The organism is Sabulibacter ruber, assembly GCF_017355955.1.
GTDB classification, from domain to species: Bacteria; Bacteroidota; Bacteroidia; order Cytophagales; family Hymenobacteraceae; genus Nibribacter; species Nibribacter ruber_A.
Map to the genome: position 1 here is coordinate 707,668 of NZ_JAFFID010000002.1, position 14,347 is coordinate 722,014.

Annotated in this window: 13 protein-coding genes; 7 read left to right on the top strand and 6 right to left on the bottom strand. The window is 47.7% G+C overall.

The features are described from left to right. Positions 1 to 334 precede the first annotated feature (334 nt). The gene (locus tag JT719_RS14355) at positions 335 to 2,914 is read left to right on the top strand and encodes a PAS domain S-box protein (protein ID WP_207434012.1); all 2,580 of its coding nucleotides are present in this window, start codon (positions 335 to 337) and stop codon (positions 2,912 to 2,914) included. Between the two features lie 135 nt (positions 2,915 to 3,049). After that, on the top strand, positions 3,050 to 3,763 hold the full coding sequence (locus JT719_RS14360) for a 2-C-methyl-D-erythritol 4-phosphate cytidylyltransferase (RefSeq protein WP_207434013.1): 714 nt from the start codon (positions 3,050 to 3,052) through the stop codon (positions 3,761 to 3,763). Positions 3,764 to 3,862: 99 nt separating this feature from the next. On the opposite strand, the gene JT719_RS14365 is transcribed toward JT719_RS14360, so the two are convergent. The 4 genes from JT719_RS14365 to JT719_RS14380 form a co-directional block, all read right to left on the bottom strand. After that, positions 3,863 to 4,600, bottom strand: a complete 738-nt coding sequence (locus JT719_RS14365; protein WP_207434014.1) for an ABC transporter ATP-binding protein — start codon at positions 4,598 to 4,600, stop codon at positions 3,863 to 3,865. 90 nt (positions 4,601 to 4,690) lie between these two features. Continuing rightward, positions 4,691 to 4,912, bottom strand: coding sequence for a DUF2795 domain-containing protein (locus JT719_RS14370; protein WP_022821757.1), 222 nt, complete (start codon positions 4,910 to 4,912; stop codon positions 4,691 to 4,693). A 167-nt stretch (positions 4,913 to 5,079) separates the two neighbouring features. Beyond that, positions 5,080 to 5,877 (bottom strand): porin family protein, encoded by a 798-nt coding sequence (locus tag JT719_RS14375; protein ID WP_207434015.1) that lies wholly within the window; start codon positions 5,875 to 5,877, stop codon positions 5,080 to 5,082. 50 nt (positions 5,878 to 5,927) lie between these two features. After that, complete coding sequence (locus tag JT719_RS14380) at positions 5,928 to 7,244, bottom strand: DUF349 domain-containing protein (protein ID WP_207434016.1); 1,317 nt, start codon at positions 7,242 to 7,244, stop codon at positions 5,928 to 5,930. 253 nt (positions 7,245 to 7,497) lie between these two features. Between JT719_RS14380 and ettA the strand changes: the two genes are divergently transcribed. The 3 genes from ettA (at position 7,498) to JT719_RS14395 (ending at position 10,033) form a co-directional block, all read left to right on the top strand. Next, on the top strand, positions 7,498 to 9,165 hold the full coding sequence (gene ettA / locus JT719_RS14385; protein WP_207434017.1) for an energy-dependent translational throttle protein EttA: 1,668 nt from the start codon (positions 7,498 to 7,500) through the stop codon (positions 9,163 to 9,165). 216 nt (positions 9,166 to 9,381) lie between these two features. After that, entirely contained in the window at positions 9,382 to 9,828 is a 447-nt protein-coding gene (locus tag JT719_RS14390; protein ID WP_207434018.1) for a hypothetical protein, read from the top strand. A gap of 4 nt (positions 9,829 to 9,832) precedes the next feature. Continuing rightward, complete coding sequence (locus JT719_RS14395) at positions 9,833 to 10,033, top strand: helix-turn-helix transcriptional regulator (protein WP_207434019.1); 201 nt, start codon at positions 9,833 to 9,835, stop codon at positions 10,031 to 10,033. A 191-nt stretch (positions 10,034 to 10,224) separates the two neighbouring features. Here the strand turns inward: JT719_RS14395 and JT719_RS14400 are convergent, their stop codons facing one another. Together JT719_RS14400 and JT719_RS14405 are read right to left on the bottom strand one after the other, a co-directional pair. Then, the gene (locus JT719_RS14400) at positions 10,225 to 10,674 is read right to left on the bottom strand and encodes a hypothetical protein (protein ID WP_207434020.1); all 450 of its coding nucleotides are present in this window, start codon (positions 10,672 to 10,674) and stop codon (positions 10,225 to 10,227) included. A gap of 227 nt (positions 10,675 to 10,901) precedes the next feature. Next, on the bottom strand, positions 10,902 to 11,210 hold the full coding sequence (locus tag JT719_RS14405) for a hypothetical protein (RefSeq protein ID WP_207434021.1): 309 nt from the start codon (positions 11,208 to 11,210) through the stop codon (positions 10,902 to 10,904). Positions 11,211 to 11,973: 763 nt separating this feature from the next. Here JT719_RS14405 and JT719_RS14410 point away from each other — a divergent pair. Continuing rightward, positions 11,974 to 13,020, top strand: a complete 1,047-nt coding sequence (locus JT719_RS14410) for a hypothetical protein (protein ID WP_207434022.1) — start codon at positions 11,974 to 11,976, stop codon at positions 13,018 to 13,020. A 264-nt stretch (positions 13,021 to 13,284) separates the two neighbouring features. Continuing rightward, positions 13,285 to 14,196 (top strand): alpha/beta hydrolase family protein, encoded by a 912-nt coding sequence (locus JT719_RS14415; protein ID WP_242693254.1) that lies wholly within the window; start codon positions 13,285 to 13,287, stop codon positions 14,194 to 14,196. Positions 14,197 to 14,347 lie beyond the last annotated feature (151 nt).

Genomic DNA, 14,347 nt, shown 5'->3' on the forward strand with positions numbered 1-14,347 from the left:
TTGTTTTGAAGAAAATACCTCTAAAACAGGTAGCAAATTAATCTCAGGTGTGATGCTGCGCGGTTTGGTAGGGAAGAGTAACAGTTCTAGGCTATTACAGAGCCGTTTTTAGCTTTCTTTTACAAGAAACGTTTCTTTCAGAAAATTCTTCGTATATAGAAACATAAAAATATTTTTTATAAATAAAATTGGACATTGCCACTGTGCGTTAAACTGGCAATGTCTGCCCATTCACTGATCAACCTCTGATTCATGCTGCAGTTGCGGGGTGAAGAATAGCTCATAAGAAGCAAGCAGAAAATACAGCAACCAATTGGTTCTTTGTTTAGGCACTATGAAGGCGAAAGATGTTAATGATGTGTCCCTTTCCCCCAGCGCGGATAACCTCACCAGCCAAGCATCGGCGGTAGAGGCACCGGCTTCCCCGACCCAAAAGGAGCTGGAGGCAGTACGCCGGGAACTGGAAAGCACCCGTCAGGAACTGGAGACCGCAAAAGCTGAAATCCGGCGGATGGCCTCCGAAAAAATCAACACCAACCTGCTCCTGGAGGTAAGTGAGTACAAACGGGTCATGGAGTTGGAGCGGTTAGGCAAGCAAGTGCTGGAGAAGAGCACCATGCCCGGCAGTACGCTGGAGTCTACCGTGTCTTTTTACCTGAAGGGCATTGAAAACCTGCATAAAGGAATGTTCTGCTCCTGCATGCGCCTGAAAGGAGACCAATTATACAACATTGCCGCACCTAGCCTGCCGGCTAGCTTTCTGGAGGGTACCAACGGTATTTTCATCAATGAAAATGCCGGCTCTTGTGGAACTGCCGCCTACCTTGGGCAGAAAGTAATTGCCACCAGCATTAAGACAGATCCCCGCTGGAAAGATCATTACAGCTTTATGCTGAACTACGGGATGCAGGCCTGCTGGTCTTTCCCCCTGATAGGAACCAACCAGAAGGTATTAGGTACGGTGGCCGTGTATTACCAGGAAGAGAAAGCGCCCACGCCAGAGGAAGAAGAAACCTTAGAGAGCATCAGGAGCCTGCTTCAATTGATTCTGGAAAGCAAACTGGCCGAAGAAGAGCTACGGCAGAGCAATGAGCGCTACTACTATGCCACCATTGCCACCAATGATGCCATCTGGGACTATGATATCCTTGCCCATAAAGTGTATTGGGGCACCGGTTTTGAGCGGTTGTTTGGGTATGCTATAAAGGAATTCGGGCCTGAAGTAGATGTGTGGGCCCAGCACGTGCACCCAGATGATTTGGATAGAGTATTGACTTCCCTGAACGGAACCATTGCCAAGGCTGATAAAGACCATTGGCGGGAAGAATACCGGTTCAGAAGAGCAGACGGGGAATACGTGCATGTGTTAGACCACGGCTCCCTGATCAAAGATGAGCAGGACAGGGCCGTGCGGATGGTAGGAGCCATGCAAGACGTCACGGAAATGAAGGTGGCGACAGAGCGGCTGCACAAGCTCTCCGTAATAGCCCGGGAGACCATCAATGGCGTGATCATTATGAACCCTGACCGGTCCATCCAGTGGGTGAATGCGTCCTTTACCAGAATGACCGGTTTCCCCTGGCAGGAGGTGGTAGGCAAGGCGCCCGGGGAAATTCTGAATGGCCCCGAGACCGATATGGAAACCGTCAAGCTTATCCGGGGCAAGATGCAGGCCATGGAGCCCCTGGAGGCAGAGCTTGTGCAGTATACCAAAGCCGGCAAAAAGTTTTGGGTCAAAATGCAGGTACAACCCCTGTTTGATGACCAGGGCAAGTGCGAGAGCATCTTTGCGCTCCTGACCGATGTCACCCGGCAGAAAGAAGAAGAACAGCGCCAGCGCTTGCTGGTTTCTGTGATCACCAATTCCCGCGACGGGATCATCATCAGCAAAACCTCGCCGGAACAACCTATGGAGGTGGAGGCGATTTTCTTTAACAAGGCTTTCCTGCAGATGACCGGCTACGAGCTGGACGAGGTGTTAGGCAAGAATCCGAGATTCCTGATAGGACCCGAGACAAACACCCAGGTAATGGAAAACCTGAGGGAAGGAATGCAAAACCGGCAGCCCTGTGAGGCCGAAATAGAAACCTACCGGAAAGACGGTACCTGGTTCTGGGCACAACTGCTGCTGATTCCTATTTTCAATGAGCAGCAGCAGATCACGCATTGGGTTTCCATGATCAGAGACATCACGGCCCGCAAGCACTACCAGCAGGAGCGGGAGGTGCTCATCTCAGAGCTAACCCAGAACAACGCAGACCTAAAGCAGTTCACCTTCATTACTTCCCATAACCTGCGCGCCCCCTTGGCGAACCTCACCGGTATTGCCAACATGATCAACCTAGACACCGTACCGGAAGGCCGAAACAAGCTCCTGATCCAGAAGTTCATGGAGGCAACGGCGCAGATGAACACCATCATCAGCGATCTGTTGGAGGTGTTGGTTATCAAGAATAATCCGCACCGCAACAAAGAGCAGGTAGACCTGCATAAAGCCTTTGAACAGGTGGTGATGTCTGTGGATAAAATGCTCGCCGAAACCGATGTGCAACTGGAGACAGATTTCTCACAGGTGCCGCAGGTGTATTACAACGCCAGTTACCTGCACAGCATTCTGCTGAACCTGCTCACCAACGCCATCAAATACCGTTCCCCAGACCGGAAACTGCACATCAGCGTCAGGTCTGTAAAAGAAGGCGAGAAAGAACTGCTTTATTTCTCAGACAACGGCTTGGGCATTGATCTAAAGCGATACGGCGAGCGCATTTTTGGTTTGTACCAGCGCTTCCATCAGCACAAAGACAGTAAAGGCATGGGGCTCTACATTGCGCACTCCCAGGCCAAAGCCATGGGCGGCAACCTGAGCGTGGTCAGCGAGGTAGACAAAGGAGCCACCTTCATTCTGGAGTTCTAGCCGCAACGCTTGAAACAAGTAGGCTTTCCTGATGGAAGGTAGATTTTTTGTCTTGTCGTTTCCGGTCCGGTTTCTGCAAATCAGGCGCAAATCAGAAGTGGTCTTGGCTGCCCGGAATGTGTATCTTGCGCCATTATGCTTTCAACTCCCCTGAAAAACTACGCCATTATTGTGGCCGGTGGCTCCGGCAGCAGAATGCAGGCGTCCATGCCCAAGCAGTTTTTGCCCATTGCCGGCGAGCCGGTACTTATGCATACCTTGCGCAGATTCCATGCGTTTGACCCTGAGATGCCGCTGGTGTTGGTGCTGCCCCAGGCCGAGATTTCTACCTGGCAAGCGTTGTGTGCACAACACCATTTTACGTTAGCCCACCGGGTGGTCACAGGCGGAAGCACCCGGTTTCAATCGGTGAAGAATGGGTTGGAGGCGTTGGGAACCGAAGAAGATGGCGTGGTGGCCGTGCATGACGGCGTAAGGCCCTTTATTGACAATGCCATTCTGCAGGCAGCATATGCTGCCGCAGCGGAGAACGGGGCCGCCATTGTAGCTGTTTCTCTCAAAGAATCCATCAGGAGAGTGCGCGGCGCAAGCTCTAAAGCCGTGGACCGAACCGCCTATAAGCTGGTGCAGACCCCGCAGTGCTTCCGGTTGCCCCTGCTGCGCCGAGCCTATGCCCAGCCTGAGATCCCGCTCTTCACCGATGATGCCTCGGTGGTAGAACGTTTCGGGCATAAAATCAAGCTGGTGGAAGGAAACTACCGCAACATCAAACTAACTACCCCCGAAGATCTGGTATTAGCCGAGGCATTCCTGCTGCAGGAGAAAAACGGAGCCGCGCAGAACCTATAAGTTTAAGTTCGTTTTTAGGGCGATTTCTGAAAAACAGCCCTAGAACAGCGTAAGCGCAAAAGAATCTTCTTCCCGGTAGGTACGAAACGCTTGCAATTCCTACTTCACACTGCTGGGGGTGTTTGCTGCCTTTTCTTCCAAAAAGCGTTGGTGCGCCAGCACCGTTTCCGGTGAGATTTTCTCTAATGAGGGAGAGGGTTGCGAGATGTTGAGCAAGTATCCTTGCAGAGGCAGCAGATTCAGCAAGTCATGGGTGATGCATAGCACCGTTTTTTGTTCTTCCCGTACCCAGCCGGTCATCAGATCAAAGACCCTTTTTTTATGGTAAACGTCTAGTTGTTGGGTAGGCTCATCCAGTAAGGCGATGGGGGCATCCTGCAGCATCAACTGGGCCAGCCACACCAACTGCTGCTCTCCGCCAGAAAGATCCGTAAACGAGCGTTCGCTCAGGTGTGCCATGTGCAGCTGGTGCAGCATGTTCTCGGCCCGGGCGTAATCGGCGGAGGTGTAGTGCTCCAGCAATCGCTTCTGCCGGAACAAGCCCATCACTACCAGTTCCCGCACCTTGATGGGGAACGCCACATTGTTTTTCTGCGGAAGATAGGAGAGGGAACGGGCTATGGCCCCGGAGCGCGAAGCCAATGGCTGTCCCTGTACCAGGATTTGTCCTTGGTAAGGAACCTGGCCGGTAAGGGTTTTGAGAAAGGTGGATTTGCCGCTGCCGTTATGCCCAATAATGGCGATGAAGGATGGCTCCGGCACTAAAAAAGAAAGGTTGCGGATGAGTACGCGCTCGTCGTATCCCGCAACCAGTTCTTTTATTTCTAAGACGCTCAACCTGTTTAATTAAGAATTAGGAATTTAAAATCAAGAATTAGGGGCAGGTGATGCCATTCTTAATTCCTAATTCTCAATTCTTAATTGAGATTAGTATTCGTCTTCGTTAAACATGAAGTCTTCTTTGGTTGGATAATCTGGCCAAACTTCTTCAATGCTTTCGTAAGGCTGACCGTCATCTTCCAGTGCCTGCAAGTTCTCTACCACTTCCATAGGGGCGCCAGAGCGGATAGAGTAATCAATTAATTCATCTTTGGTAGCTGGCCAGGGCGCATCTTCCAAATAGGAGGCAAGTTCAAGTGTCCAATACATAGTAAATTCGCGTTTTAAGTATGGCTATACAAATAAGTTGCAGGAATGAACGGGCTGCAAAGATAAAAAAGTGTTTGACAATTCAAAGAGTTCTTCTTATTGGTTCAACCCCTGCAACGCTAAAAGACAACGTTCAATTTTGTAAAATGTTTAGTTAAATCCTTGTTTTATTCTTGGTGCCGGGCTTTGGTTCGGCCATCGCCGGTGTTAAAGAGATAGTTGACGCCCACCTGAATACCGGCTACCATGTTCTGGCGCAGGGTGTAGTAATCTGGGTCACGAGCGTAGTCTTCTATGTGCTCTTCTTTGCGGATGTTCACAAAGTTGTAGCTGTACCGCAGATTGGCGGTTAGAATGAGGTTGGTGTTAAGGCTGTATTCCACGCCGGTGCCCAGTAAAATGCCCAGGTCGTACTCATTGAATTCGCCTACTCTGGCATCTCTTTCCCGGTCGCTATCTTCGGTGCTGGCCATAAGGTGCGTGCCTTGCCCAATGGTAAAGCTTCTGTCTTTCACCTGGTAAGAAGCGGTGCGGGAAAAACGGTTTTCTTCCTCGCCTTTCTGCAAGACGCCTAATTGCGGGCCTACCTGGAAATTGAAGCGTAAGGTACCGGTGGTGGTGTATTTGAATAACAACGGAATATTCCAATACTCCAGGTCAATGGTCTTTTCGCCGGCTTTGTTGCCTGCCTGGTCAATGAGGTCAAACTTCTCGCCTTGGTTAGATTTGTAGAGTTCTACCTGTACGTTGTGGTTCTCGTTGAATTTATAACCTAAAACCGCGCCTATGGGGGCCCATTTGGTGGTAAAGCGGTGCTTGTAATTCACATCTTCATACTGTTCATCATTGATGATCCAGGTATTCTGAAATTGCGTGGTAATGCCCAGGTAAGGACCTTTGATGTTCTGGGCCTGCGTTGACAGGAAAGGAAGAGATAGGAAAAGTAGTAAAAAGTATTTCTTCATAGCGTAAGGCGTTAGAAATGGTATATTATTTCTAACGCCTTACGAATGACTTAGGCAGTTTTGTTGCTAGGTACGCCTGCCTTTTTGCGTAAAAGATCTATTAACTCGTTTTTAGTGCGGATTTTCCGGTTAAAATTCTTGATTTTGCCTTCCAGCATAGAGCGGAACGCCTCGTTACCAGGATTTGGATTTAATCTACCCAGGTTGGTTTCCAGCACTTCCAGTTCCTGCTTGTCATACTTAATGAAGTCGCGCAGGGCATTGATGCGGGCCTGGATCTGGTCTGTCTCAGAGTTCTTGCCTTCTGGCAACGGACGCTTGCGCATGAAATGCTCCAGGCTGCTCAGTTCAAATATCTTGTCGCAGGCTACCAGGAAGCTTTCCCAAACGGCATCAGATTCTTCTTGCCGTACAGGACCTATCTTTTTCCAGGCGGCTTGTAGCTCCTTGGCTTTTGGAACGGCCTGCTGTACGGGCTGGTCTAACAGCTGCTCGGCCTGGGCTACTAAAGATTTCTTTTTCTGCAGGTTTTCCTCCAGGTACTTCTCTTTGGACTCAGATTTCTGGCTGTTGATATGTCTCTTAAGACGCTCAAAGAAGTGGTTGTTGGCCGCCCTGAAGCTGTTCCAGAGGTCATTGGACATCTTGCGGGGCAAGGTGCCGCCAATCTCTTTCCACTGGTTTTGCAGGTCTTTCAGCTTCTTGCTGGTCTCTTCCCACTCATCAGAGTTTTTGAGGGCTTCTGACTGGGCAATGAGGGCCTTGTACTTGTCAATGGTGCGGGAGAGCATGTCCTTCTTGTCCTGGAAGAACTCTTTCTTGCGGGTAAAGAAGCCTTCCAGGGCAGCTTTGAAACGTTCTTCCAGTTCGTCGGTCAGGGCTTTGTCTACCGGACCGGTCTTTATCCAGTTCTGGCGCAGCTCTTTCAGCTTCTCGGTGGTTTCCTGCCAGTCAATGCTGTTCTGCAGGGCCTCGGCCTGTTGGATGAGCGTGATCTTGGTAGCCAGGTTTTTATCGCGGTTCTTGGCAATAGCCTCCTTTATTTCAGCCTCGGCGGCTGAAAGACGTTGGTGCAAAGATTCAAAGTCGCCAATGGCGTCATACTTCTCAATCTGCTCTTTTAAGTGCAGTACCTTCATCAGGAAAGAACCTTTGTTCTCAGAGGTGGCAATCTTCTCCAGAAGGGCATCTACCTTCTGTTTGAAGTTCTCAAACCTGTGAGCAAAGTACTGCAGTGATTCCTCGGGGACCTCTTTTACCTCACCAACCTGGCGCGCGGGAAAATGCATAAATGGCTTCAACCACACCTGGTTACCCTCAATGTAGCCGTATTTATGGGCCTCCTCAGACAAATCTTTGGTTTCCATCTACTGGATAATTAACTGAAAAATTCAAAGTCTATTTTGGTACAAGTTTATGAATTAACGCCAATTTTCATAACCCACCCCCGCCAAAATTTCCGATATTTGCTACCATGAGCAGGAAAAAGACGAAACCTGACGTTTGTTTGCATACTGATTTTAGGGAACAAGGGTTATCTGTTTTGTTTTGCACCCGTTTTTCAGAAACAAGCCTGAAAACGGTCCCGCTCGTTTTGACTGATCTGAACCTATAACATTCATGAGTAACGAAACCATTATTTTCTCCATGGCGGGGGTGAATAAAATTTACCCGCCGCAGAAACAAGTTCTCAAGAACATTTACCTCTCTTTCTTCTACGGTGCCAAGATTGGCGTGCTGGGTCTCAACGGCTCTGGTAAATCTTCTTTGCTGAAGGTGATTGCCGGCGTTGACAAACAGTACCAGGGCGAGGTGGCCTTCTCGCCAGGGTACAGCGTGGGCTACCTGGAGCAGGAACCACAACTAGATCCGTCTAAAACCGTGATGGAAATTGTGCAGGAAGGCGCCGCCGAGACGGTGGCGTTGCTCAAAGAATTTGAGGAAATCAACGAAGCCTTCGCCGATGAGAACGCTGATTTTGACAAACTAATGGCCCGTCAGGGCGAAGTGCAGGAGAAAATGGACCACCTGGGTGCCTGGGACCTGGACAGCAAACTGGAACGCGCCATGGACGCCCTGCGCACCCCTCCGGGAGATGCCATTGTAGGCAACCTGTCCGGTGGTGAGAAACGCCGCGTGGCCCTGTGCCGCCTGCTGTTACAAGAGCCAGACGTGCTACTGCTGGATGAGCCTACCAACCACTTAGACGCCGAGTCTGTGCTGTGGCTGGAGCAACACCTGCAGCAATACAAAGGCACCGTAATCGCCGTTACCCACGACCGTTACTTCCTGGACAACGTGGCCGGCTGGATTCTGGAACTGGACCGTGGCGAAGGTATTCCGTGGAAAGGTAATTACTCCAGCTGGCTGGAGCAGAAAGCCGAGCGCCTAGCCAAAGAAGAGAAAACCGAAAGCAAGCGTCAGAAGACTTTACAGCGTGAGTTGGAGTGGGCCCGCATGAGCCCGAAGGCCCGCCAGGCCAAATCCAAAGCGCGTTTGGGCAACTACGAGAAAATGGCCTCTGAGGAAGCCAAAGAGAAAGAGCAGAAACTGGAGCTCTTCATTCCAGACGGTCCGCGTTTGGGGAATGTGGTGATTGAGGCCGAGGGGCTGAGCAAAGCCTTCGGTGATAAACTCCTGTTTGAAGACCTGACCTTCAGCTTGCCACCGGCGGGTATCGTGGGGATCATCGGTCCGAACGGCGCGGGTAAATCTACCTTGTTCCGCCTCATTACCGGGCGCGAGCAAGCCGATGCCGGAACCATCACCGTGGGCCCAACCGTGGAAACCGCCTACGTAGACCAGCAGCACGAAAGCCTGGACCCGAACAAATCGGTGTTTGAGACCATCTCCGGTGGTACCGAGACCATGCTGTTGGCCGGCCGCCAGGTGAACGCCCGCGCGTACGTGAGCAAGTTCAACTTCACCGGCGGTGACCAGGAGAAGAAAGTAGGCGTGCTGTCCGGGGGAGAGCGTAACCGCGTGCACCTGGCCATGACCCTGAAGCAAGGCGCCAACCTGTTGTTATTGGATGAGCCTACCAACGACCTGGACGTAAACGCCATCCGCGCTCTGGAAGACGCGCTGGAGAACTTCGCCGGTTGCGCCGTAGTCATCTCCCACGACCGCTGGTTCCTGGATAGAATTGCCACCCACATCCTGGCCTTTGAGGGCGACTCCCAAGTGGTTTGGTTTGAAGGAAACTTCTCAGACTACGAAGAAGCCAAAAAGAAACGCTTGGGTGACGTGGAGCCGAAGCGTATCCGTTACAAAAAGCTGATGGACTAAGTCTGTTTAGCACCTAGTTTTATGAAAAGAGCTCGGAAACGTAAGTTTTCGAGCTCTTTTTGCTTAGGTAGTTATCAATAAGTGAACGGCTGGTAGAGCAATGGTTTGAATAAAAGATTATGCAAAAGTGAAAGCGTGTTGCTTAAATGTAAAGTTTGCTTTACATTTAAGCAATCTATACACAACTCACTTCTATCATTTAACAAGCTATCCATTATGAACTTACTGTTGCCCCACCGATTCAAGAAAATTGGAATTGTAATGATCCCTTTGAGTTTCGCCTTTTGGTTGTTGATGCAAAAAGGTATGATTACTCTGTTACTCACCCTTTTATTTGGGGAAGTGAACTACTTTGATTACCGCATGGTAAATATAGTGGTGGCAAGTATCTCATTCTTTGGCTTTCTGTTAGGTGTGTACTGCCTCGCCTTTTCAAGAGAAAAGATTGAAGATGAGATGGTGCAAAAAATTAGGATGGATAGCTTCCAATTTGCGGCTTTGATTCAATTGCCCTTAATAATCTGTGGCTTTTTCTCACTTCTGATTCCAGGCAATACCAAAGAGCAAGAAGTCATTATTCTTGTGCTGGCTGCCGCCTTGATCGTATTTTGGTTCGGTTTTATAACCAGGTTTCATTATATGCTTCATGTCAAGCTGAAATGACATAATGAAGAACTATATCAGAGAGGAAAGAGCCAAAAAGCAACTTACCCAAGCTCAATTAGCCGATTTGGTGCATGTTTCCAGGCAAACGATCATCTCCATAGAAACAAACAGATATTTACCTTCGGCAGTGTTGGCACTGAAGTTGGCCCAAGCGCTCCAAAAAAGAGCAGAAGACTTATTTGAACTAGAAGCTTCTGATTAGGACAAAAAGGCTTGGGTGAAAGCCAGTGCTTCGCTGATTTCGCCGCCGTTGTTGACGACAACACCAACGGCATAAATCTGTAAGGGAAACGGATTGCAAATTCGTTGCCTAGACGAAGCAGATATTTTGAACCTGCTTTTACCAAAAGAGCCCGGAAACGTACGTTCCCGGGCTCTTTTCATAGGAGATGATTAGAGAAGTGGTTCTTTCCTTTTGAACTTATAGGTATGAACGGCTTTGTAAGGACCTCGGGAAGATTCTTCCATCTCTTTAAGCACCCACTCCATTTCCTCGGTGGTTAATTTGGTGATTTCATAAGTGCCTTTGTCTTTGCCGTTTTCAGTGATGGAGATGTAGTTTTTACCGTCCACTTTAGTCAGGACATAATCGGCGGTGGTTTCTCCGGGAGACATTAACTTGCCGTTTGCCATTGTAACCGGAGCATTAGGGGTCTCATGCTCTCCATTGGAGGTGTCCAATTGGCCGTTGTAGAACTCCTCATAGATCAGGTCGGTGAGGGTCCAGTGGCCTTCTACAAAATTAGTGGTGACAAGCTCAGAAAGTTCCTCCTCTTCCATGTCGCAACTTGTAAAAGAGGTAAGCAGGCTCAGACATAAAAAGTAGTGTAAGATTCTTTTCATGTTCATAAAATGGGTTTAGAAATTGGGATGAAATAAAGGGTTGTTGTAAAATAAATTCAATTGCAAAAATAACAGATGATTTGCTTGGTTGGATAGGTGTTAATTGTATTATATAAAGTATCTGATTTGACAGGTGCTTCTGTTTAGTTTGGTTATTTTTAAAAGAGAATAGCCCGAAAACGTAAGTTCCCGGGCTATTCTCATAAGATGAGGTATTACTCTTTTGCTTATTCGTCGCAGTCAAGGTCTTCCACTGCTTGTCTTGCCTCTTCCAAAGATTCCTCGGCTTCCTCATTCAGGGCACTACAATCATCGGCGGCTTCAAGGTAATCCATCGCGGCTTCTTTGAAGGCTTGGCATTTTGCAGGGGTAGGAGTTTGGCTATAGGCTTGCATGGCGGCAATATATGCCTCAGTCTCATTCTTGATGCCGCAAGGGTCTTCAACCGGATTGCCATCGTCATCGCTGGAACAGGAGGAGAGGCTAAGCGTGCTAAAGGTAGCTGCTAATAAAGCTAAAAGATAGATCCTTTTCATACTTGTAGTTAGGGGGTTGTTATATATTAGATTCAGAACTGTTTAGATTGAAAGCAGCTGGCTACGCTAGGTTGATTGTTAAACTGAGTGCCTGCCACAGGCTGGCAACATGCAGTAGAAGCGGGCTTAAGCTTTCGTGCATTCAAAAGAGTAGACACGGAGATATAACTTTACCCCTAGCCAGTTTGAAATTTTTTTGATTCAATTGGCTGATGCTACATATAATCTTTTATGCCACCACAACAATAAAATTGTATAGGCGAACAAAAGAATTAGTTCCCAAGTAAGATGTTGCCGTTCTTATAACCTGTGAGAAACTTTTCTAATGTTTGTGGATGAAGGCTTTATAAATAAAGCATCAGGTGCTATTTGGTGAACTTTGATATTTGCATCAGATGCTCTTTATTGACAAAACACCTATGCCGTTTAAAGGAGTGTAGGTAGTTAGGGGATTGCAAAGTTTTAGACTTTTTTCCTGATTAAGCAACTGTTGTTACTTAAATAGATATCCTCTTTTTCAGGTTTGCCTAGTGCCTGTTTAGTGAGAAGATGAACGAATACTAGTATGACGATGGTCTATGTTGCCAGTATTTTTGAAGGGTAGGTAGCTTGATGCGCAAATCTATACTCAAAATTTACTGCATATAGGATGTGGTAAGTACATGTCTTGGGTGTTTACATTTAAATTTATTAGAACTTAAACGGATAAAGAGCTTCTTAGCATAATGCTATAAAAGAATAGTATCTTTGATAAAAAATATAAATGAGAAAAGAAATAACAAGGGTTTCTAGTAGAGTTGAAACGTTTATAGTTTTTGCACTTTCGTTTTTTATAATATACGGTAATGCTTATTTGATCATGGTGAACCATGATCCAAATTTTGCCGGTGATGAAAAAAGTTACTTGTCAATGGGGAATGGTAATTGGGATGTATCGGTTATCCATAGGTATAGGATTGTTGTTCCTGTGTTAGCTCGTGGAGTTGCTTTTCTTATACAACTAACAGGTGCTGCTTTAGGAAGAGAGATGGATAGTTTACCATTAGGTATGAGCTTCTTTCTTGTTAATTCTACTTTGATGGCAATATCAGGAATGGTCATCTACAAAGTTGCAAAGCTCATGAACGTAAGTGATGCAAGTGCATGTATTGCCATGTTAAGCGTAATAACAAGTGGTTATTGTACATATTTTAGTGGCTTGGCATTAGTAGATAGCTTCTATTTTTTAGTAGTAACTCTTTTGTTTTACTCTGTTTTAGCAGAGAATAAATTAAGTCTTTTCTGTTGTGTTGTCTTGGGGCCTTTAGCGAAAGAATCATTTTGGTTATTTATTCCTTTCGTTTTTATTTTCTGTCGTTTTTTTTCTTTTTATAAAGTATTATTTTGTCTGGTTATTTCTATTGTTTTGTTTGTTTTGGTAAACTATGCAGTAGATTACTTTTTTGGTTTGCCTGCTTCTCCTAGAGTAATTGGTGCTGTGAGCCATTTGGATAAACTACTAATTAATCTGAAAAGGATTTTTACAATAAATGGATTTTTAGCTTGGTTTAGTGCTTTTGGTTTCTTTAATCTATTAATTGTAGCAGGATTGGTTTTGAAAGTTATTTCCATAAGATTTTCTTCCCGTATTGCTATGATGCAACTAGTGTTTTTAGGCATAGTGCTGGCTCACGTATTGATTTCAGGAGATATTGGGAGAATGTGGTATCTGGCTGCACCTGCCCTCGGTTTATCAATTGCTCTTAGCGCTGAGAGATTAATTATGCCCGCATTTAGGAGTACAAGGAATCAGCAAAATATAGAGTATTGATAAAGTTGACTAGCTATTCTAGGCTGTTTAATGTGAGAAATGGATGAGTTATAACGATAGCACTAACCTAAGGGTTATCAGTTAATTCGGATCTTTCTTAAACAATAGTTAGGATGGTAAACGTCTGCCTTGCTCTTCCGTTTATAGCACCAAAAGAGTACGTAATGGCCTTTCTTTACGCGTGCCCGCCTGAAGAAAGGCCATTGGTATCTCTAAGCCAGAATGATCTGGTGGTTGGATCAACCTTAAACTAAAACTCCCTATATGAAACACCTTTTCTCTGCGTTACTGTTGTTATTTCTTTTTACGGCTGGTGCAAGCCAAGCCCAGGGGCAGGAAGCCAAGCTGATTTCCTGGCAGGACCTGATGCAGTTGCCCAGTCCTGAGGCCGGCATGCGCATCATGTATGGACCAGATTCCTTACAGTTTGGCGAACTGCGGGTGCCCGAGGGGAAAGGCCCTTTCCCGGTAGTGGTGGTGATTCATGGCGGGTGCTGGCTATCACAGTACAACCTTGGCTATATGAACCACGTGAGCGCGGCGCTTACCAAAGCCGGGTATGCCACCTGGAACATTGAATTCCGGCGGGTGGGAAGCCCGGGCGGAGGTTGGCCAGGTACCTTCCTGGACGTAGCCAAAGCCGTAGATTACGTGCGCGAACTCGCCAAGAAATATCCGGTCAACCCCAGAAAAGTAGCGGTAATGGGCCACTCCGCAGGCGGGCATCTGGCGCTGTGGGCGGCATCCCGTACCAAGTTGCCCCGCACTAGTCCATTGTACATCAGAAATCCGCTGAAAGTGACGGGCGTAGTCTCGTTGGCCGGTATTGCCGATCTGGCGGGCTACAGCGCAGACAAAGGCAGTTGTAACGCCGCGGTGGAAAAGCTCATGGACGGCTTACCCGATCAATTGCCTGAACGCTACGCAGAAGCCTCGCCCATGCAACTACTGCCCCTGAAAGTACCGGTAAGGCTTGTCCAGGGGGCCCGTGACCCGATTGTCCCGGTTACCCAGGCGCAGAAGTTTGCGGCGCTGGCCGAAGTAAAAGGCACCGATGCCCAGGTAATCTTGCTTCCGCAGGTGGGCCATTTCGATCTGGTGGCACCTGCTTCCCCCGCCTGGACAGCCGTGGAGAAAGCCGTGGCAGAAGTGCTAGGCCTCCAATCAGGCCAATAATCAAAAATCAAATTGCTATAGAGCGAAACTGCCCCGAAGCTGTTTTACACCTGTTTTTCCTGAACCAGGCGTAAAACAGCTTCGGGGCAAACTTGTTTTCTGATCCGGTGAATTGACGAAGCAAGGCTTGTATTCTTGCGACTCCTTCTGA

What these genes read in the sequence shown, in the direction of transcription:
- JT719_RS14355 (WP_207434012.1), top strand. Translation starts at nt 335, where the DNA reads ATGAAGGCGAAAGATGTTAATGATGTGTCCCTTTCCCCCAGCGCGGAT.
- JT719_RS14360 (WP_207434013.1), top strand. Translation starts at nt 3,050, where the DNA reads ATGCTTTCAACTCCCCTGAAAAACTACGCCATTATTGTGGCCGGTGGC.
- JT719_RS14370 (WP_022821757.1), bottom strand. Translation starts at nt 4,912, where the DNA reads ATGTATTGGACACTTGAACTTGCCTCCTATTTGGAAGATGCGCCCTGG.
- JT719_RS14375 (WP_207434015.1), bottom strand. Translation starts at nt 5,877, where the DNA reads ATGAAGAAATACTTTTTACTACTTTTCCTATCTCTTCCTTTCCTGTCA.
- JT719_RS14380 (WP_207434016.1), bottom strand. Translation starts at nt 7,244, where the DNA reads ATGGAAACCAAAGATTTGTCTGAGGAGGCCCATAAATACGGCTACATT.
- ettA (WP_207434017.1), top strand. Translation starts at nt 7,498, where the DNA reads ATGAGTAACGAAACCATTATTTTCTCCATGGCGGGGGTGAATAAAATT.
- JT719_RS14390 (WP_207434018.1), top strand. Translation starts at nt 9,382, where the DNA reads ATGAACTTACTGTTGCCCCACCGATTCAAGAAAATTGGAATTGTAATG.
- JT719_RS14395 (WP_207434019.1), top strand. Translation starts at nt 9,833, where the DNA reads ATGAAGAACTATATCAGAGAGGAAAGAGCCAAAAAGCAACTTACCCAA.
- JT719_RS14400 (WP_207434020.1), bottom strand. Translation starts at nt 10,674, where the DNA reads ATGAAAAGAATCTTACACTACTTTTTATGTCTGAGCCTGCTTACCTCT.
- JT719_RS14405 (WP_207434021.1), bottom strand. Translation starts at nt 11,210, where the DNA reads ATGAAAAGGATCTATCTTTTAGCTTTATTAGCAGCTACCTTTAGCACG.
- JT719_RS14410 (WP_207434022.1), top strand. Translation starts at nt 11,974, where the DNA reads ATGAGAAAAGAAATAACAAGGGTTTCTAGTAGAGTTGAAACGTTTATA.
- JT719_RS14415 (WP_242693254.1), top strand. Translation starts at nt 13,285, where the DNA reads ATGAAACACCTTTTCTCTGCGTTACTGTTGTTATTTCTTTTTACGGCT.